The sequence below is a fragment of the Sporosarcina pasteurii genome, assembly GCF_041295575.1.
GTDB classification, from domain to species: Bacteria; Bacillota; Bacilli; order Bacillales_A; family Planococcaceae; genus Sporosarcina; species Sporosarcina pasteurii.
Window position 1 is genome coordinate 1,274,485 of sequence record NZ_CP160452.1, and the last position, 17,188, is coordinate 1,291,672.

At 37.6% G+C, this 17,188-nt stretch carries 21 protein-coding genes; 11 read left to right on the forward strand and 10 right to left on the reverse strand.

What is annotated here, in order from left to right:
- Nucleotides 1–69: 69 nt before the first annotated feature.
- Nucleotides 70–1,032: a magnesium/cobalt transporter CorA gene (gene corA, locus AB1H92_RS05765; protein ID WP_115361603.1), complete on the reverse strand. Its 963-nt coding sequence runs from the start codon at nucleotides 1,030–1,032 to the stop codon at nucleotides 70–72.
- Nucleotides 1,033–1,227: 195 nt separating this feature from the next.
- Here corA and AB1H92_RS05770 point away from each other — a divergent pair, with 195 nt between their 5' ends.
- Entirely contained in the window at nucleotides 1,228–1,887 is a 660-nt protein-coding gene (locus AB1H92_RS05770) for a reverse transcriptase-like protein (protein ID WP_115361601.1), read from the forward strand.
- A gap of 39 nt (nucleotides 1,888–1,926) precedes the next feature.
- Here the strand turns inward: AB1H92_RS05770 and AB1H92_RS05775 are convergent, their stop codons facing one another.
- Entirely contained in the window at nucleotides 1,927–2,406 is a 480-nt protein-coding gene (locus tag AB1H92_RS05775; RefSeq protein ID WP_115361599.1) for a DUF1456 family protein, read from the reverse strand.
- 255 nt (nucleotides 2,407–2,661) lie between these two features.
- On the opposite strand from AB1H92_RS05775, the gene AB1H92_RS05780 reads away from it, so the two are divergent.
- The gene (locus AB1H92_RS05780) at nucleotides 2,662–3,603 is read left to right on the forward strand and encodes an MBL fold metallo-hydrolase (RefSeq protein WP_115361597.1); all 942 of its coding nucleotides are present in this window, start codon (nucleotides 2,662–2,664) and stop codon (nucleotides 3,601–3,603) included.
- 85 nt (nucleotides 3,604–3,688) lie between these two features.
- On the opposite strand, the gene AB1H92_RS05785 is transcribed toward AB1H92_RS05780, so the two are convergent.
- A complete protein-coding gene (locus AB1H92_RS05785) occupies nucleotides 3,689–3,994 on the reverse strand; it encodes a monooxygenase (RefSeq protein ID WP_115361595.1) in 306 nt (101 codons plus the stop codon).
- A 263-nt stretch (nucleotides 3,995–4,257) separates the two neighbouring features.
- Here AB1H92_RS05785 and AB1H92_RS05790 point away from each other — a divergent pair, with 263 nt between their 5' ends.
- Nucleotides 4,258–5,268 (forward strand): acyltransferase family protein, encoded by a 1,011-nt coding sequence (locus AB1H92_RS05790; RefSeq protein ID WP_115361593.1) that lies wholly within the window; start codon nucleotides 4,258–4,260, stop codon nucleotides 5,266–5,268.
- A gap of 52 nt (nucleotides 5,269–5,320) precedes the next feature.
- On the opposite strand, the gene sspL is transcribed toward AB1H92_RS05790, so the two are convergent.
- Together sspL and AB1H92_RS05800 are read right to left on the reverse strand one after the other, a co-directional pair.
- Complete coding sequence (gene sspL / locus AB1H92_RS05795; RefSeq protein ID WP_115361591.1) at nucleotides 5,321–5,455, reverse strand: small, acid-soluble spore protein L; 135 nt, start codon at nucleotides 5,453–5,455, stop codon at nucleotides 5,321–5,323.
- 66 nt (nucleotides 5,456–5,521) lie between these two features.
- Entirely contained in the window at nucleotides 5,522–5,707 is a 186-nt protein-coding gene (locus tag AB1H92_RS05800) for a hypothetical protein (RefSeq protein WP_115361589.1), read from the reverse strand.
- Nucleotides 5,708–5,863: 156 nt separating this feature from the next.
- Here AB1H92_RS05800 and AB1H92_RS05805 point away from each other — a divergent pair, with 156 nt between their 5' ends.
- Nucleotides 5,864–6,823, forward strand: a complete 960-nt coding sequence (locus tag AB1H92_RS05805) for an alpha/beta hydrolase (protein WP_243835730.1) — start codon at nucleotides 5,864–5,866, stop codon at nucleotides 6,821–6,823.
- Between the two features lie 60 nt (nucleotides 6,824–6,883).
- Here AB1H92_RS05805 and AB1H92_RS05810 read toward each other — a convergent pair whose 3' ends face one another.
- Nucleotides 6,884–7,066, reverse strand: a complete 183-nt coding sequence (locus AB1H92_RS05810) for a gamma-type small acid-soluble spore protein (protein WP_115361585.1) — start codon at nucleotides 7,064–7,066, stop codon at nucleotides 6,884–6,886.
- Between the two features lie 193 nt (nucleotides 7,067–7,259).
- On the opposite strand from AB1H92_RS05810, the gene AB1H92_RS05815 reads away from it, so the two are divergent.
- Entirely contained in the window at nucleotides 7,260–8,108 is an 849-nt protein-coding gene (locus tag AB1H92_RS05815) for a neutral zinc metallopeptidase (RefSeq protein WP_115361583.1), read from the forward strand.
- Between the two features lie 30 nt (nucleotides 8,109–8,138).
- Here AB1H92_RS05815 and thpR read toward each other — a convergent pair whose 3' ends face one another.
- The 3 genes from thpR to AB1H92_RS05830 form a co-directional block, all read right to left on the reverse strand.
- A complete protein-coding gene (gene thpR, locus AB1H92_RS05820) occupies nucleotides 8,139–8,681 on the reverse strand; it encodes an RNA 2',3'-cyclic phosphodiesterase (RefSeq protein ID WP_166739483.1) in 543 nt (180 codons plus the stop codon).
- Nucleotides 8,682–8,807: 126 nt separating this feature from the next.
- Nucleotides 8,808–9,623 (reverse strand): MBL fold metallo-hydrolase, encoded by an 816-nt coding sequence (locus AB1H92_RS05825; RefSeq protein ID WP_115361579.1) that lies wholly within the window; start codon nucleotides 9,621–9,623, stop codon nucleotides 8,808–8,810.
- 64 nt (nucleotides 9,624–9,687) lie between these two features.
- Nucleotides 9,688–10,095 carry an iron chaperone gene (locus AB1H92_RS05830; RefSeq protein ID WP_115361577.1) on the reverse strand — a complete coding sequence of 136 codons (408 nt, stop codon included), beginning with the start codon at nucleotides 10,093–10,095 and terminating at the stop codon, nucleotides 9,688–9,690.
- Between the two features lie 174 nt (nucleotides 10,096–10,269).
- On the opposite strand from AB1H92_RS05830, the gene AB1H92_RS05835 reads away from it, so the two are divergent.
- The 3 genes from AB1H92_RS05835 (at nucleotide 10,270) to AB1H92_RS05845 (ending at nucleotide 12,692) form a co-directional block, all read left to right on the forward strand.
- Nucleotides 10,270–11,394 (forward strand): YibE/F family protein, encoded by a 1,125-nt coding sequence (locus tag AB1H92_RS05835; RefSeq protein ID WP_115361575.1) that lies wholly within the window; start codon nucleotides 10,270–10,272, stop codon nucleotides 11,392–11,394.
- Entirely contained in the window at nucleotides 11,391–12,155 is a 765-nt protein-coding gene (locus AB1H92_RS05840) for a YibE/F family protein (protein ID WP_115361573.1), read from the forward strand. The genes AB1H92_RS05835 and AB1H92_RS05840 overlap by 4 nt, the downstream gene beginning before the upstream one ends.
- Before the next feature lie 138 nt (nucleotides 12,156–12,293).
- Nucleotides 12,294–12,692 carry a hypothetical protein gene (locus tag AB1H92_RS05845; RefSeq protein WP_115361571.1) on the forward strand — a complete coding sequence of 133 codons (399 nt, stop codon included), beginning with the start codon at nucleotides 12,294–12,296 and terminating at the stop codon, nucleotides 12,690–12,692.
- A gap of 48 nt (nucleotides 12,693–12,740) precedes the next feature.
- Here AB1H92_RS05845 and AB1H92_RS05850 read toward each other — a convergent pair whose 3' ends face one another.
- Nucleotides 12,741–13,280, reverse strand: a complete 540-nt coding sequence (locus AB1H92_RS05850) for a recombinase family protein (protein ID WP_115361569.1) — start codon at nucleotides 13,278–13,280, stop codon at nucleotides 12,741–12,743.
- 90 nt (nucleotides 13,281–13,370) lie between these two features.
- On the opposite strand from AB1H92_RS05850, the gene AB1H92_RS05855 reads away from it, so the two are divergent.
- From AB1H92_RS05855 to AB1H92_RS05865, 3 genes are all read left to right on the forward strand, one after another.
- A complete protein-coding gene (locus AB1H92_RS05855) occupies nucleotides 13,371–14,780 on the forward strand; it encodes a SulP family inorganic anion transporter (RefSeq protein WP_115361567.1) in 1,410 nt (469 codons plus the stop codon).
- Between the two features lie 12 nt (nucleotides 14,781–14,792).
- Nucleotides 14,793–15,206, forward strand: coding sequence for a universal stress protein (locus tag AB1H92_RS05860; protein WP_115361565.1), 414 nt, complete (start codon nucleotides 14,793–14,795; stop codon nucleotides 15,204–15,206).
- 485 nt (nucleotides 15,207–15,691) lie between these two features.
- Entirely contained in the window at nucleotides 15,692–17,176 is a 1,485-nt protein-coding gene (locus AB1H92_RS05865; protein WP_115361563.1) for an MDR family MFS transporter, read from the forward strand.
- Nucleotides 17,177–17,188: the final 12 nt, after the last annotated feature.

Genomic DNA, 17,188 nt, shown 5'->3' on the forward strand with positions numbered 1-17,188 from the left:
TTTTTTCCAGCATGAATGTCTACAATTCTGGCAAGGTCAAAGCTGACGTGGATAGGGAGTGATATAAATTTATGATTTGAATATTCGCAGCCATCCCCTATGTTTGAACCACAATAGCATCGCAATGCCAATAAAAATCATCATGGCCATAACAGCAAGATAACTGTAGCGCCATCGAAGTTCGGGCATATGTTCAAAGTTCATACCGTAAACACCAGCAATAAAAGTGAGTGGAATGAAAACTGATGAGATGATGGTCAGCATCATCATAATCCGGTTCATTTGGTTGGAATTAATGGAAAGTTGACTATCTCGAATATCAGAGGTCAAATCTCGATTTAATTCCAAGATTTCCACAAGACGTAGCAAATGGTCATGTATGTCGCTAAAATAAGCGCGTTCAGTGATTGAAAAAGACAGTACTTCTGAATTCAACATACGGTATAACAGTTCGCGCATCGGAATAATCGTTCTTCTAAGTCTAAGTAAGTCGCTACGCACATCAAAGACAAAATCCATTGATAGGTGAACCGTAGACGGAGAAAGTTTTTCTTCGATATCATTTAAATGATCTTCGATTTTATAAAGAATCGGGAAGTAACTATCCACGATTTTATCGATAATTTGATAGGCGGTAAAAACATGTCCTTCTTCCCATTTCGTTGGATTTTGAATAATGCGCTCTTTTGCATCTTTCAATTCTTGAGGTTCATGAAAGTGAAAGGTTACGACGTAATTGGTGCCAAAAAACATGTTAACTTCCTCAGCTTCCAAATCTTCTTGGCTAATCGAATGAAGCACAAAAAAAGTGTAGTCTTCATAGTAGTTCAATTTTGGCCGTTGCAGGCGTTGCAAACAATCCTCGATTGCTAGCGGATGAAACTGAAAAAAAGAATGTAATAAATTGATTTCTTCTCCGGTAGGCCTGTCAAAATCAACCCAATACCATAGAAAGTTCTGTGTATGAATTTCACTTAAAGGAAAATCAAAAAGAAGTTCATTTTCATCTGTAAATCCGATTGTATGTATCACGATTTTCCTCCTATAGCTTATTGACTCATGTGAATTATTTACTTACCGTATAGGATCTAAACATTTTCAGACATGTTTAATGGAAGGATATTTGTAACGGTCATTTAAATGCTTGCGTAAATGATATAATCCTTATGTTTTAGGTAAACTATATATTATAGAAATAAATTTAATTGACTCGCAGGAGGAGTTGCAATGAAAGTTCGAATTGAGTGGATTTACAGTAAATCAAAAAGCGCAGAAATTACATTTCACTCCGAAGAGATAGAAGCATCACAAGCAGTAGGAATTGCTGAAGATTTGGTGAGGACTGGACGGACGAAAAGTGTAGTGTTTGTTGATCAGTTTGATAGCAAGTGGACGATTAAAGAAATGAAAGGCTATTTGAAAGGAATCGAGACAGAACCCCATAATATTATTGTTTATTTCGACGGCGGATACGATAGACCAACGAATTCAGCAGGTTTGGGGTGTGTCATTTATTATGACCAAAATGGAAAGTCATACAGACTTAGAAAGAATGCTTTTGTTGAGCATTTAAAGTCCAATAACGAAGCCGAATATGCAGCGCTATACATGGCCGTGCAAGAATTGGCATATCTCAATGTTCATCACTTACCGGTTAGGATAATTGGTGATTCTCGTGTCGTCATAAACCATTTAACTGAAGAGTGGCCAGCAATTGAGAAGGATTTGTCTGATTGGGCAGATAAAATCGAGGCGAAAATGGAAGAATTGAGTATTTACCCAGACTATTATTTAGTCAATCGAAATGCTAATAAGGAAGCGGACCGTCTTGCAACTCAAGCTTTGGAAGGGATTGAAATTGAAGCAACAATCGAAGTCGTGACATAAAGATAAAGGTGCCAGCGTCTTGTATCTGGCACCTTTATGTCATCCTCTATATTTCATCGCTAATCCTTTTAAGAAATTTCTCACGTAGCGATCACCACATACATTATAATTGCGGTGGTCTTCTCTTCTCAATACAGCACTCAATTCACTCTTGGAAATTCTGACGCCAGCATCATCCAATATTTCAATGATATCATCGCTTGTTAATGTGAGCGCGATTCTTAATTTCTTTAGGATGATGTTATTTACATTATCGTCATTTAAGACAGGGAGTGGAGGCCTTTTTGGTTGTCCCGGTTGTGGTTCCTGTCTACCTCTCTTGAAGATAATTAGTCCATTTAAAAAAGAATCGAGCATTGCATTTGTACACTCGAGATATTCTTCATCTTCCTTTGCTAGAAGTAGTGGGATATCTTGAATGGCTACTTCACAGTCACCCAACTTAAAAACTTCCACCATTTCCGCATTTTTTAAATCAAGCGCATATCTCAATCTAATTAACACATCATTATTATTCATTCATAAACCTCCTGAAATTGTTCATTTACTGCATGTCCACTAAGAAAAAATAATGTTCCATTGAGCTGTTTAGTTCTTCAAGGAATTTCTTTCTAATAATACCATACTGAATAAAATAAAACCTAAACGATCTTAGTCTCGAAGGGGATTAAATTGTTGGAGAAATTGGCCTTCAAATCCAACTATATTCGCAAATTAGACTTCACATAAAACTCGGGATTCATGTATGATAAATACAGAATAGGGGGGAGTTTCATGTTAGAGAAATTGGGGATCGCATCAATTCGAGTTGACTTGCCATTTCGATTAAATCATGTCAACTGTTTTATGGCTGAAGGGGAGAATGGCTGGACCATTATTGACACGGGGTTAAATAATAAGGAAACATCAAATCTATGGGACGACATCATTCAGGATAAAAACATTGCGGAATTGTACATTACACATTACCATCCAGATCATTATGGACATGCGGGTGCACTTCAAAAGAAAACGGGTGCGCGTGTTTCGATGTCTAAAATTGACGCGGAAAATGGTCGCAAGGCATGGACAGATGAATTTATAAATGAAATAGAAGGCTGGTATACGGCTTCGGGCATTTCTCCGAAAACAGCAAGAAAAATGGTGCAAAACACGGCTGACTTCAAACCGCTTGTCACACCAGCGCCTATGATTAGCCATTATTTCATTGAAGGGGAAAAAGTGCCGATTGGTAACTATGCGTACGAAGTGATTTTTACACCCGGACACGCCGACGGAATGGTTTGTTTTTATAATGCTGAACATCAAGTGCTTTTTTCTGCAGATCATATTTTACCAAGAATTACACCAAATATTTCTTATTGGTTTCATGGCGATAGTAACCCGTTAAAATCCTATCTTGCTTCATTAGATAAAGTGAAACTGTTGGATGCTGATTTTGTGATTCCTTCACATGGAAAACCTTTTTACGGTGCAAATCATCGAATTGAAGAAATTAAAAAGCATCACGATGATCGATTAAACGAGACATTGGCAGCGCTATCCGAGAAATCTACTGTGAACGAAGTATACAAACGGTTATTTCAATGGGAATTAACCATCCATGAAACTCGTTTTGCAATTGGCGAAACGTTGGCGCACTTGGAATATTTAAGGTCAACGGGGGAGTGTACAAGGGAATTCCATGAGGGTAGATGGATTTATTGGAAATATTAACGCAGAAAGGGAAGCCATTTATTATAAATCCATGTACAGGTATAAGATAGTCCTTATGCCATGTCCATGGATTCATTTTTATGTTTTATTTAAGTTTGCCGTGATTAATTGCAGTCAATGCGTCATTCGCTTTAAAGATTTTTGCATTCACGTTTGTAACGCCAAAGCTCTCTAATCGTTTTGTATGCATGTCTAAGTAAATTTCTGCATCTTCTTTCATTTCGAATAGATAGATGCCACCAGCCTCTTTTGTTTCCTCGTTCTCAGTCCAAATTTTCCAAATCAAACCTTTTTCCTCGTTAATGCTTTTTGCAAGATCTGAGAATGCTGCAACCATTTCTTCGCCAAAAGGTCCTTCGTGTTTGAAATCAACCTGTAAAATATATGCCATTTTAAAAACCTCCTACTATCTAATATGTACCGATAATTGTATATTAGCACGTTAGATGATTGAGCTCGTATTATTTTGCTTACTTCAATCAAAGTTTTTAAATCACCGTTCATCTATTATGTATTACATGCTTCGTCATAATTTATCATTTCGTTTACAGTTATTACATCTGTATTAAATCATACAAAATACCGTTTTATCTGTTTAAATGAGGGTAAATAACAAATATACTGAGTGTAGACATAATTATAAGGGTGATGAGTTTGAAGCGAAACGCATATTTTGACAATGCGAAATTAGTATTAATTTTCTTAGTTGTCTTTGGTCATATGATTCAGCCTTTTACTGAAGGGGCCGGTATGAATACCTTATATATGTGGATTTATACATTTCACATGCCAGCCTTTATTTTTCTAGCCGGCTTTTTTGCAAAAGGATCAGGGAATCGAACATATATTATTAATTTGGCAAAGAAATTATTAGTGCCTTATCTAATTTTTCAATTGCTTTACACGGGTTATTATATTCTGCTAGGAAAGAGTGGTTGGCAAGGGATCTTTTATCCCCAATGGTCACTTTGGTTTTTATTCAGTTTATTTAGTTGGCATATATTATTAGCTTGGTTTAAAAAGTTACCCGCAATACTAAGTGTGTCGCTTGCGGTGTTAGTTGGATTAGTCGTCGGTTATTTTGGCGAAATTGGGCATACGTATAGTTTGTCACGAACTTTCGTCTTTTTCCCGTTTTTCCTTTTTGGTTATTGGTGTACGAAAGAACAAGTCATGTGGCTAAAACAAAAACGTGTGAAAATTGCATCACTTATCGTATTATTTGTGGTGGCCGTAGCAATTTATTTCGCACCAGATTTAAACTCGGGATGGTTACTAGCTTCGAAATCTTATGGGGATTTAGATATGCCAGCGTATGGGGGACTTGCACGATTACTTGTTTACGTTACATCGACGATGATGGCAATGAGTATTTTAGCATGGATCCCACAAAAGAATAGTTTGCTAACCCCTTTAGGTACGCGAACATTATACGTTTATTTACTCCACGGATTTTTCATTCAATATTTCCGTCAAAAAGACATGTTCCAAGTGAATCATTTCATCGATGTTGTCGGGCTTGCAATCATCTCCGCGGGAATTGTGTTACTACTATCGAATAAACCCGTACTCGGAATCTGGCAGCCATTTATCGAAGGCAGAATGACAATTCTTAGAAATGCTTTTAATCGAATGATTGCTAGGATGCAACATAGAATTCAATGACACAAAGATGCCCTCCAATTTATTTAGGTGGGTATCTTTGTGTTACCTTATTTTATTTTGTGTTTTTCTTCTTTGCAGCTTCTTCTAATTTCGTTTTAGGTTCCTCTGCAAATTCCGTATCGCCATAGCCTTGTGGTGTAACGCTCATCGATTTCTTTCCTTTGTTATGGTTAGGTTTTTTAGGCACTGATTTCACCGCCTTTTCCTATTCATTCAGGTGGATTCAAAGCTTAAATGACAAAATCGGCATATGCTATTTGTTTTGGTTACTACTTCTTTTGTTAGGTGAATCGTTCCTATTTTTCTGCTTGCTATTAAAATCCGTACCGAATTCTTCATTTTTACTTTGATTATTGCTGTTGCTGTTTTGATTCTCTTTATAAATATCAAAAGGATTATGTGTACGTACGTTCATTGTTGTTTTGTTGTTTTTATTCAATGCCGTTCACCTCCTCCTATGTACTTTGTCCAAGCATATATAATTTATTCGCTAGCGAATGGGTGGTAAAATCATGTAAACGTTGTAACTCATTCATTTTCAACTCTTTTTCTACTATAATAGTTATAGAGTCTATTATGTTAAAGGAGAATGAGTATGTTTCGAATGAACTGGAGAAGAGTACTTATTCTTTTTGCAATTGTTTTCATCGGGAGCCAAATTATCGGTAGTTTCTTTTTTTACGGCTTGGCAGTGAAACGTGGTCCGAAAGAGTTTTTGCAAAATAATGCGGACTTAGAAGTGTCGGATGAAGCAATGAATCAATTTTTAAATGGTGACTGGATAGATTGGGTAAATGCACAAGAATTTGAAACGGTGACAATGACATCACGTGATGGATTGAAATTGTCTGGTTATTATTTACCTGCTGCCGAGCCAACTGATAAATTAGTTATATTAACACATGGCTATTTAGGGCACGCAAAGCAGATGGGTTTATATGGACAGTATTATTATAAAGAATTAGGTTATAACATTTTTATGCCAAATGCGCGTGGGCATGGTAAAAGTGAAGGGGATTATTATGGTTTCGGTTGGCCAGATCGACTGGACTTAATTGATTGGACAAATTTACTCGTTAATAAACTTGGTGATGAAACGAAAGTGGTCTACCATGGGTTATCAATGGGCGCGGCGACGGTGCTAATGGCAAGCGGTGAGGAAGAACTCCCAATTCAAGTGCAAGCCATTATTGCGGATAGCCCATATCAATCTGTCTATCAATTATTCTCCTATCAAATGAGAAGAATGTTTCATTTACCAGCCTTTCCTTTATTGGATAGCACGAGCGCGTTAACAAAAATTAGGGCAGGCTACTCATTTAAAGAAGCGAATGCGTTAAATGCAGTTAAAAAGACGCCTGTTCCAATATTGTATATACACGGAGAAAGCGACACCTTCGTACCGACTGAAATGACGAGACATCTTGTCCGAGCGACTGCGAGTGACGCGGATTTACTTCTTGTGCCAGGTGCTAATCACGGCGAAGCGTTTGTGTTGGCTAAAGATGATTACAAAAAGAAAATTGAGGCTTTTTTAAAACGCTTTATTCAATGATGATTATCGCCCAAGTTCCAAAACTGGAACTTGGGCTTTTTGCGTTCTTTTTAGGTGGAATTAATCAGTAGTTGGACGATTCGCTTTTCTAACTTGTTCCGGATTCGTATCACTATAAATGGCAGTACCTTTTCCGCCCGTTCGAGCAATTTCTGCGAGCACTTCATTAAAGGATAATCCTGAATTGGCATTTAGTTTTTTTACTTCTTCAATATTTGTATCGGTAAAGTTTTTACTTTTCATTGTATTTTCCTCCTTTGGAAACTTAGCGTTCCATTGTTGAGTAATTTTATTCACCTAAGTTAGGAGGCGCTCAATACTTATTAATCATTTAAAATTTACATGTTCTTTTATAAATGGGTGAGTTCTATTGGGAATTGGGTATACCAACGATAGGAAATAAATATTTACCTGATCGTTTGAAGGAGGAAATTCAGTGGAATGGAAAGGTAGAAGAAAAAGCGCGAACGTCGAAGATCAAAGAGGGAAAAGAAAAGGTGGACTCGCAATTGGCGGTGGCATCGGCGGACTTATTATTGTTTTGTTGTTTACCTTTTTAGGCGGAGGGAACCTTGGTGATGTTTTAAATATGTCGCAAATTGAAACAGAAGAGAATCCAACTCCCTATGTGGAAACAGCGGAAGAAAAGGAACTTGCTGAGTTTGTTTCAGTTGTTCTAGCGGATACTGAGGAGGTTTGGTCTAACATATTTCACGAACAAGGATTGGTTTATGAAAATCCAAAAATGGTTTTATTTACGGACAGTGTCCAGTCCGCTTGCGGGTCAGCTACTTCAGCTGTAGGTCCATTTTATTGTCCGGGAGACCGTAAACTCTATATCGATTTAAGTTTTTTTAAAGAACTTCAAAACCGTTTTCAAGCACCGGGAGATTTTGCGATAGCGTATGTCATTGCGCATGAGGTCGGACATCATGTGCAAACTTTATTAGGTACGAATGCGGAAGTGAACGCGCTACGTTCTAGGTTAAGTGAAAAGGAGTTCAACCAAGTTTCAGTCCGATTGGAATTACAAGCAGATTATTTTGCTGGGGTATGGGCCCACCATGAACAAAATATGAATGTATTGGAAGAAGGGGATATTGAGGAAGCGTTGAATGCAGCCAGCGCAGTTGGGGATGATGCGATACAACTTCAAACACGAGGCGTCGTCGTACCTGACAGTTTTACCCACGGAACATCCGAGCAAAGAAAGCGGTGGTTTACGAAAGGATTAAAAAACGGCACGATTAAAGGAGGTGACACGTTTAATGCCGTTGAATTGTGAAAGTGATAGCCGCTTTCATTGGGTTAATCGTCAACGCAGCGTAAACGTTGCAATGGCTTCGTATTTTGGCGATTTTTCTGGATGAATTGTAAATAATGAAAAAGAGGGGACGGAGATATCTATTGGATTGAACGGTTGTTTTTCAATGATTTGACTTTCCTGCGTTTTCCGCTTTTTGGCGATTGTGACATGCGGGACGAACCGATCCGTTTTTGGCATCCCTAACAAAGAGGGGATAGTTGCATTAATCTCTCGCTGTAATTTGGTCAGTGAATGATTATCGCTAACAGCTAAATAGACTACTCTAGGCCCGTTTTTTGCCCCGAAATAAGATAAGCCATTTATGGATAATGAAAGAGAAGCTGTCTTTTTGGCTATCTCAGCTAGCTGATTTTTCACAGCAGGAAGTTGCTGCTCTTCAACTGCACCTAAATAAAGCAATGTCACATGCAAATCCTCTTCATGAGTTAACACTTTATAAGTTTTATGTAAGGAATATTCTTTCTGAAACTCTTCGGCAATCTTCGCAACTTGCGTCGGGATGGGAATGCCTATGAAATAATGACGTTTCAACTGTTTAGCCTCCTCTATTTATATACTTAACTTAGTATCCCAATTAGTGTGGGAATTTAATCATCATGAAAGTTTAAACCAACAAACTGTTTTAAACTTTCATGGTGATTTGGAAACCTGTCATCATTAACCTCTATTTAAAAAAGCACGTACCATATGAACGGCCGACCATTCTGAGTTGGAAGCTGCGATTAAAGGGTAGTTTTTGGGGAAAAGTTCGGCGGTTACTTCGTAAACATCTTTCCCTTCTTTCGCTAGAGCTAATGCTTTACCTTCCACCTCTTCTATATAATCGATTTTTAATTGAATCATCGCTTTGGGATTCTTAACAAGGCCAGCGTGAGAACAGTACATTTGTTCAAAGTCGTAGGTTAGGACTTTTTTTAATGAATCGAGTGTTGAAAGAATGTTCTCGTCTACTAGGACGAGTTTTACTTTTGGCGTAATAAATAAATCGCCGGTGAATAATATCCCTTTTGATTGATTGTAAAAAGCGACATGGTCTTTTGCATGTCCCGGTGTTTCAATGACTTCCCATGTGTCATTTCGTGATTGAAATGTTTTGCCAAGCTGCTGTGATGTAAATGGCTCGACATCTCCCCAAATTTGTTTCCTGTAAACTGGGATACGTAGTGGTTGTTCAGTTAAGTGCGTTGACATTGGATGGATATAAATAGGTACCTTATACTGTTGTTGAATTAATGCGGCGTTGCCCGTATGATCCTCATGGAAATGAGTCAATACAACCTGGTCAAAATCACATATTTCAAAGAAAATGCTGAATTCATTTCTAAGTGACTGCGATCCTGTATCAATTAGCACCCCATCTACCACATAGCTATATACAGACATCGTCGTACGCGGGATTGTAACCATACAATTTGCCATGAAAACTTCATTTTCTTGTGAAATTTCTCCTTTTGTTTCAATGAACGTATTCATTATTCACACCCCTTACTGTAGTTTATCATGACATAAAGTGATTGAGTATTCACTCATTTAGAAATTATTGATTTAATTTAAGGTCAATATTGAAGTGAACGATTTTCTGAATAAGTTCTTTCGGTAAAGGTTGTGCATGCGGAAGGTGAATCGTTCCTTTTGCATAATTAAAGTTTGCAAGTTCGTCTTCAAACGCCTTAACCGCCGCCACCCCGACATGTAACCCGATATGTTTTTGTTGCATTGCAAAGTGAACAATATTGCCGTTCTGTACGTAAGTCGGCATATTCCAACTGATTTTCTCCATTGCATTGGGTGCCGCTTGACGAATTAGTGTCCTAAGCTCTTGAAGTCGTGCTTGTCCCGTTTCAGGGAATTGATCAATATAATCGTCAACAGAATGAACAGCTATACAAGAATGTGGCTGGTTTTTCCTTTTGAAACTACGTTCACAACTGGGACATGTCCACATACAAATCTCCTCCTACAAAATAATGATAAGTCGACATGATTGTATCACAACCACATGGATGAAATAATAAAATGGGAATTCTTGACGGTTTGCCTATTAATTGATAGTCTAACCCCATTATCAGGAGGAAAAATGTTTGGTTTACAATGCTAGCTAAATTTTGGAGGGGGTCCTTTGAAATTATTTCAGAATCAATATAAACAGTTCATATTGTATGTTGGATTAGCGATTGTTTGTATCGCTTCATTTATATTTGTCTTTAACAACGCCTCATTTTACGATCGCCCAATTGCCAAAGTAGTAGGGGCGGAGATAATCGATGAGAGGCAAGTAACTGATTTTAGAAATAATATAGATAAGCTATTTACTCAACATCTCGTGGCTGAGATGAGAAATGGGAAGGAAAAAGGACAGCGAATTGAACTGATCAATGAATATTCATATTCGGGTGCGTATGATCAAAAATATAAGGTAGGCAATGAATTATTTATATTACTCGATAAAAGTACGTCAAATAACGATATGCTGAGCGGGACGATTAAAGACGTGAAACGGGACAAGTATCTCGTTATCATTTGTTGGGTTTTCATTTTTACATTACTCATTGTTGGTAAGAGGCAGGGGCTATTTTCTGTCATCAGTTTAATCATCAATGCGGCATTATTATCTTTCGCATTAGACGTATACGTAAATAATTCATCGATTAGTTTAGTGGTGATATGTGGTGTGACCGCTATTTTATTCACTGTTATTTCTTTGTTTCTTGTCAACGGTATTAATGAAAAAACGTATGCTGCGATTATCGCCACATTAATCGGTACATTCGCTTCGCTTTTAATTACATATTTTGTCATTTGGATTACCGCGGAAAATGGACTTCGTTATGAAGAAATGCAGTTTATTTCGAGACCGTACCAAATGGTCTTCATGGCGGGTTTGTTTGTCGGTTCACTTGGTGCAGTGATGGACATTGCGATTACGATGTCCGCTTCAATCTTTGAAATATACGAGAAAAATCCAGATGTCACTTCAAAAGCATTACAAAAATCGGGGATGGAAATTGGGAAGGACGTTATGGGAACGATGACAAGTATTTTGTTTTTTGTTTATATAAGTGGTTCGCTTCCCATGTTAATTTTATATTTGAAAAATGCCGCACCGTTAGGATTTACGTTGTCCATGAATCTTTCCTTAGAACTAGCGAGAGCATTAGCAGGAGGGATTGGCATCGTACTCACGATACCAATTGGACTTTATACGGCGATACTTTTCGTTAATCGAAAGAGGGCACGCTTATGAATGTTTTAGTTGTATTGGCAATGATTTTATTTGGATTGATGGTGCTTGTTGGTGGTAAAAAAGGGGTTAAATCTTTTATTTCTTTGTTTATCAATTTCGGGGTTATTTTAGTGATGGTTTTCTTTATGATGGATCCAAATACAAATCCCATTATATTAACGTTGATGGCTTGTATCAGCATCGTTTGTGTCAATCTATTTTATGTTAATGAAGTGAACGGTAAGACGAAAATGGCGTTCGTTTCAACGATTGTCACGCTCATAGTTTTATTTTTGTTCATTTATTTCATCACGAGTTCTGCGATGATCCAAGGGTTTGGCGAAGAAGAAATTGTCGAGTTAGCACCGTTTTCGTTGTTAATTGGCATCGATTTTGTGAAAATTAGTGTCTCCATTGTCATCATCAGTACAGTTGGAGCCATTACAGACGTTGCAATCGCTATCTCCTCACCGATGCGTGAATTGAAAGTTCATAATCCGAACATGAGTCGGAAAGATTTGTTTACATCGGGCATGCGCATAGGCCGAGATATTTTAGGAACGGATACGAATACGTTATTTTTTGCTTTTATTGGCGGTTATTTAGCGCTTATCCTATTGTTTAAAGATTTATCGTACTCCATTGGTGAAATTGTTAATTCAAAAATATTTGTCGCCGAAATTGTTACAATCTTGTGCGCTAGTATCGGCATCGCGATCATCATTCCAATTACTTCATGGATTAATGCTACGTATTTAACGAGTAAAAGTTATAAGCCTTGAAAACAATCCCCCCGTTTATCGTTCAACTCCGATAGATGGGGGATTTCTTTTAGAATACAGGAAAACAATTATTTATGATTGTAATTAAGAACCATTGCCTTTTCATATCTTTATAAAAAGATATGAAGAGGTGAAGGGATGTTTATGAAAAAAGGATGTTTGACGATAATTGCGTTATTGGTCGTGGTACTTGCTTTATTTCCTATCCTGTCAAACGTCGACGATTTTAAAAGTATGGTGACGAGACATACATCAGTTTTTTTATCGGAAGAAAGGCAACTCAAGGTGTTTGAGGAATCTTTAATCGAAGATGGGGGATTTTTTGATCAGGTGAGTAAAAAAATAAGCGAACAAGGGTATGAACATATTATGCAAGGTATGGTGTATTCCAAAGAAGATATTCGTATTGAGGTTTTATTAACCAATACCGAAGCTTCTGATGAAGTGAGGAAGGAAATAGTAGCCATGTTTAATGAAACGGTAATAAAAAATAAAATGGAGCCGTCCATTTTTGAAGTGAAAGTTCGTGCAGAATAGCTTATGAACACTGGAAAGGCCGGCTCCAAGAGTTTTTTATTTCAAGTGTTATCTTTTTGAATCTAAATATCGATAAAGTGTTGATTTGCTGATGCCTGTTTCTTCTTTAATTTGATGAAGTGTATATTGTTTGCTGTGATACATAGCAAAAGCTCTATTCAAGTTATCGTCTGATTTTCTCGGTCGCCCGATTGTTTTTCCGCGCTGTTTTGCTGCTTGAATCGCGAATGTAGACGTATGACTTAAAAAAGCTGATTGTAATTCGGTGAAAAATTCAGCCCATGTAAGGATAGAGCCTTCTGTGATGTACTGATTCGTGATTTGTTCATCAAGGAAATGGATTGTAATTTCATCACGTTTTGCAAGTCGTAAAATATCTAAGAAATGATGTAATGAGTCCGCGAGTGTTTCAATGTTTTGGACAAACAGTTTATCGCCTTTTTGGATTGACATGAATAGGTTTTCGAGTTCAGTTCTTTTTTTTGCAAAGGCATGAGATTCCGTAAATAATTGATTAATTTCAATAGATAATAATTGTTTTTGCATAAGCGGGTCTTGAACGATTGGGCGCATGTATCCGTAATTCAATTTTTTCACTCCTTTGTTCCCAAAAGCCTTTAGTTTTGGGAGGGAAGATGATATGATAACTACATTATATCACTATAAAGGAGATTTTCTATGCAGACATTTAAACATGAGTGGTTTGGGAATATTCGCGCTGATATTTTAGCGGGGATTGTAGTTGGACTGGCTCTTATTCCTGAAGCATTGGCTTTTGCATTTATCGCTGGGGTTGACCCACGCGTTACACTATATGCATCATTTACAATTGCTGTCATCATTGCATTTGTTGGGGGAAGACCAGGAATGGTTTCAGCCGCGACAGGTGCTATGGCCTTAGTCGTCGTTAGTTTAGTCGCTGAACACGGTTTACAGTATTTATTGGCCGCAACAATTTTGACTGGAATTATCCAATTCCTACTTGGAATATTCGGGGTCGCGAATTTAATGCGATTTATTCCTAATTCCGTCATGCTAGGCTTCGTAAATGCGCTCGGCATTATGATATTTCTCGCGCAAATGCCTTATTTAATCGGTGGAAGTATGATGACGTATATTTTTGCGGTTGTAACGCTTATTCTAGTGTACGCAATACCGCGCTTTTTTACACTAATACCGGCGCCGTTACTTGCAATTATCATTATGACGGTCATCGCCTTTTTAAGTGGAGTCAATTTGCAAACAATCGGTGATTTAGGAACAATGCCGTCTACGTTACCGGTGTTTTTCTTACCAGATATTCCATTGAATTTTGAAACGTTGAAAATTATCTTGCCATATTCATTAGCATTAGCGATTGTCGGGTTGTTAGAATCTTTATTAACCGCGCAAGTACTAGACGATATGACAGATACACCAAGTAACAAAAACAAAGAGGCTCGTGGACAAGGGATTGCGAATTTCATCAATGGATTTTTTGGTGGATTAGCTGGTTGTGCATTAATCGGCCAATCTGTCATTAATGCAAAATCTGGTGGTCGTGGTCGACTATCAACATTTGTCGCAGGTGCGTTTCTAATGTTCCTGATTATTGTGCTAGGTGATGTTGTCATCGATATACCAATGCCAGTACTAGTTGGTGTGATGATTATGGTAAGTGCGACAACGTTTAATTGGAGTTCGTTTAAGTTTCTAAAACAAGCCCCAAAATCAGAATCGATTGTCATGCTCGTTACTGTAGCGATTATTTTATATACCCACAACTTAGCAATTGGCGTTATTTTAGGCGTTATTTTAAGTTCTCTATTTTTCGTAGCTCGTATCTCTAGAGTGGTAGTTTCAGAGGAAAACGGGTATTATAGAGTAAAGGGACCCTTGTTTTTCGCCTCAACGACGAAATTTATCCAGTCGTTTGAGCATATAGATGGTAATAAAATTACGATTGACTTTGAAGACAGTCAAATTTGGGATGAATCGGCAGTTGGTGCGATTTTGAAAGTGCGACAAAAACTTGAACAAAAAGGCATCGATGTACAAATTTCAGGATTAAATTCTTCAAGTCAAGAACTGTATAAACAACTCATGTAGGGAGGGGTTTAAATGAAAGTTGCAGTTGCAGTTGACGGTTCGGATAATGCGATGCGTGCTGCAAAACATGCGATTATGCTCGCCACATATTTACCAGATACAAGTTTAGAAGTCATTATGGTGATTGATCTAGACAAGGTGAAGGATGAGTATTTATTAACCCAAAGTGCTGAAAGTTTAAGGTTGAAGCGAGAACGAAAAGTACACCCTATAATTGAATTAGCCAGCAAGCAACAGATTGATGTTGAAACAACAATATTAAAAGGAAAACCGAGTCAAGAAATTATTCAATATGTGAATAAAAATGCGATTGATCAGCTTGTCGTAGGTAGCCGAGGTCTCAATTCATTCCAAGAAATGATTGTGGGCAGTGTGAGTCATCGGGTGATGAAGTATGTGAAGTGCCCTGTAACGATTGTTAAGTAGTGCGGGGAGCCGTGCAAGATACTTACGGACAATGAGTTATTAAAGTATAGAATAAAAGGAGAAGCTACAGAACATTAAATGTTCGGTTAGCTTCTCCTTTTTGTTTAATTAAATGCTTAATTAAACAGGCATAGGACCTTCCCAAATAACATTGCAATATGAGTATGTGGATGATATTATGGATTTTATTATTATCGGTCGGAGGCTTTATTAAAATGCAGTCTATCAGAATCCGGATGACATCCAAGTCAATGAGCTAATTGAATAGTTGCACAAGCTCTATTTGTCTAGAGCATTCGGGATAGGTATGCCTTTTATAAGCCCATATGTAAACAGAGAGAGAGGCTCTTCTCTCTTTTTTTGTTGTTCTCTTTTATTTTAGCAGAATAACTTAAAAGATATAGGATGGGTATGCACTTTTCCGATTACTTCTGTACTAGCAAGCACATGATAAAGAAATATAAACAAAAGGAGAACTATCCTATATGAAAGAACAATCAACTGGAACAAAGGAATACGAATTTCTTGCCGACAATCCGAATGTGAAAGTATTACCAATTATGCTATCCCTTATAATTGGGGCATTTTTCGCGATTTTAAATGAAACACTTTTAAATATTGCACTCATCACACTTATGGAAGAGTTCGGTATTTCATTAACCACAGTGCAGTGGATGGCAACTGGTTTTATGCTTGTTATGGGTGTCGTCATTCCTGTTTCGGCTTTATTATTACAATGGTTTACAACGAGACAATTATTTTTAAGTACAATGATAATCTTTACAATTGGTACGATGATTAGTGCATCGGCACCGACTTTTTCAATTTTATTAATCGGGCGGTTAATTCAAGCGGTCGGGACTGGGTTGTTAATGCCGATTATATTTAATGTTTTTTTATTAATCTTCCCGCCCGAGCGACGAGGAAAAGTGATGGGGATGGTTGGTCTTGTCATTATGTTTGCGCCTGCAATTGGGCCGACACTTTCCGGAGTCATCGTTGAATATTTAGGGTGGCGTTATTTATTTATCACAGTCATTCCCTTTGCTTTATTTTCTATCGCGTTTGCTTATAAGTTTTTAGTGAATGTATCTGAAGTGACAAAACCAAAAATTGATATTATTTCTATTGTCTTTTCTACAATAGGTTTTGGGTCTACTGTATATGGCTTTAGTGCCGCTGGAGAAAGTGCGGACGGTTTTCTAAGTATGAATGTTTTAATTGCGATTATTGCTGGTGTAATAGGGATTGTATTATTTGTTTTGAGACAACTTAAATTGGAGGAGCCTGTTATGGATTTACGGGTCTTTAAATATCCGATGTATACCCATGCAGTGTTTATGTTTTTAATCATTATTATGACCATGTTTGCTTCGGAAATTATTTTACCGATGTTTATGCAAGGGCCGTTAGCGTTAACAGCGGCAACAGCGGGATTAGTCTTGCTACCGGGTAGTCTTTTGAATGGAATTATGTCACCGTTTATGGGCCATCTTTTTGATAAATTTGGACCGCGTGTATTGATGATTCCCGCTACACTTGTCTTAAGTGGAACAATGTTCATGATGAGTAGATTGACAGCAGAGACATCTTTATGGGTGATTATAGTTGGTTATATATTAATTATGTTAAGTGTTTCAGCAATTATGATGCCTGCAGAAACAAACGGGCTCAACCAACTGCCTAAAAGACTTTATCCTCATGGAACTGCAGTCATGTCAACACTACAGCCAGTTGGTGGTGCCATCGGTGTATCGGTATTTATCAGCATATTGAATGCAAGACAGCTTAGTTTTTTACAACAATCGAACACACCAAGTGATCCGGCTACAATAAGTGAGGCGATGGTGGCGGGTGTTGAGTTGGTTTATTTCATAGCCTTTGCAATGACCATTGTCGCAGTGATTTTAGCCTTTACTGTTTATCGGGCGAAACCACAAGAGGATGTACAGGTACAAAAAGAAGGATAAATAATATGTGAA

What these genes read in the sequence shown, in the direction of transcription:
- AB1H92_RS05770 (WP_115361601.1), top strand. Translation starts at nt 1,228, where the DNA reads ATGAAAGTTCGAATTGAGTGGATTTACAGTAAATCAAAAAGCGCAGAA.
- AB1H92_RS05775 (WP_115361599.1), bottom strand. Translation starts at nt 2,406, where the DNA reads ATGAATAATAATGATGTGTTAATTAGATTGAGATATGCGCTTGATTTA.
- AB1H92_RS05780 (WP_115361597.1), top strand. Translation starts at nt 2,662, where the DNA reads ATGTTAGAGAAATTGGGGATCGCATCAATTCGAGTTGACTTGCCATTT.
- AB1H92_RS05785 (WP_115361595.1), bottom strand. Translation starts at nt 3,994, where the DNA reads ATGGCATATATTTTACAGGTTGATTTCAAACACGAAGGACCTTTTGGC.
- AB1H92_RS05805 (WP_243835730.1), top strand. Translation starts at nt 5,864, where the DNA reads ATGTTTCGAATGAACTGGAGAAGAGTACTTATTCTTTTTGCAATTGTT.
- AB1H92_RS05810 (WP_115361585.1), bottom strand. Translation starts at nt 7,066, where the DNA reads ATGAAAAGTAAAAACTTTACCGATACAAATATTGAAGAAGTAAAAAAA.
- AB1H92_RS05825 (WP_115361579.1), bottom strand. Translation starts at nt 9,623, where the DNA reads ATGAATACGTTCATTGAAACAAAAGGAGAAATTTCACAAGAAAATGAA.
- AB1H92_RS05830 (WP_115361577.1), bottom strand. Translation starts at nt 10,095, where the DNA reads ATGTGGACATGTCCCAGTTGTGAACGTAGTTTCAAAAGGAAAAACCAG.
- AB1H92_RS05840 (WP_115361573.1), top strand. Translation starts at nt 11,391, where the DNA reads ATGAATGTTTTAGTTGTATTGGCAATGATTTTATTTGGATTGATGGTG.
- AB1H92_RS05845 (WP_115361571.1), top strand. Translation starts at nt 12,294, where the DNA reads ATGTTTATGAAAAAAGGATGTTTGACGATAATTGCGTTATTGGTCGTG.
- AB1H92_RS05855 (WP_115361567.1), top strand. Translation starts at nt 13,371, where the DNA reads ATGCAGACATTTAAACATGAGTGGTTTGGGAATATTCGCGCTGATATT.
- AB1H92_RS05860 (WP_115361565.1), top strand. Translation starts at nt 14,793, where the DNA reads ATGAAAGTTGCAGTTGCAGTTGACGGTTCGGATAATGCGATGCGTGCT.
- AB1H92_RS05865 (WP_115361563.1), top strand. Translation starts at nt 15,692, where the DNA reads ATGAAAGAACAATCAACTGGAACAAAGGAATACGAATTTCTTGCCGAC.